This is a genomic window from Mycobacterium sp. E2989, assembly GCF_001667595.1.
Taxonomy (GTDB): Bacteria; Actinomycetota; Actinomycetes; order Mycobacteriales; family Mycobacteriaceae; genus Mycobacterium.
The window spans coordinates 1-646 of the sequence record NZ_LZJX01000009.1 but is presented as its reverse complement, the minus strand read 5'-3'; the positions used below and the strand labels follow the sequence as shown (position 1 = coordinate 646).

The 646-nt window shown below is 70.0% G+C and carries 1 protein-coding gene; it reads right to left on the bottom strand.

The features are described 5' to 3' along the window. A partial coding sequence (locus tag A5680_RS02880; protein WP_067815960.1) for a class I SAM-dependent methyltransferase occupies positions 1 to 631 on the bottom strand: 631 nt, incomplete at its 3' end. Positions 632 to 646 lie beyond the last annotated feature (15 nt).

Genomic DNA, 646 nt, shown 5'->3' with positions numbered 1-646 from the left:
TCATCCGTTCGTAGTGCGTGCGCCAGCGCGGGTCGGCGAAAATCGCGGTGTCGGGCACGAAGTCGAAGGCCAGGCGGCTGCCGGGGGCGCTCAGGGCGGTGATGTTGTCGAACAGCGCGTCCTGGGCCTCCTCCGGCAGATACACCAACAGGCCCTCGGCGCTCCACGCCGACGGGGCCTGCGCATCTAATCCCGCGCCGCGCAGCGCCGCGGCCCAGTCGTCGCGCAGGTCGATGGCAACGGTGCGCCGCTCGGCCGTGGGTTCGGCGCCGAGTTCCTCGAGGGTCGAGGTCTTGAACTCGATCACCTCCGGCATGTCGACCTCGTAGACCACGGTGCCGGCCGGCCACGGCAGGCGGTAGGCGCGCGCGTCGAGGCCCGACGCCAGGATCACCGCCTGGCCGATGCCGCCCCGCGTCGCCTCCAGGAAGAAGTCGTCGTAAAACCTTGTGCGGCAAGCCATGCTGCGCGCCATCCGGTGCGGATTGAACTCGGCATCCCCGCCGACCGGGATTTCGCCGTTGACCATCCGGACATAGACATCGATGCCGACGGCGCGCACCAGCGGCGCCGCGTACGGGTCGTCGATCAATTTGGCGTCGGAGGACAGGGCCCGTTGCGCCGCGACCATCGTCGCCCCGTACGC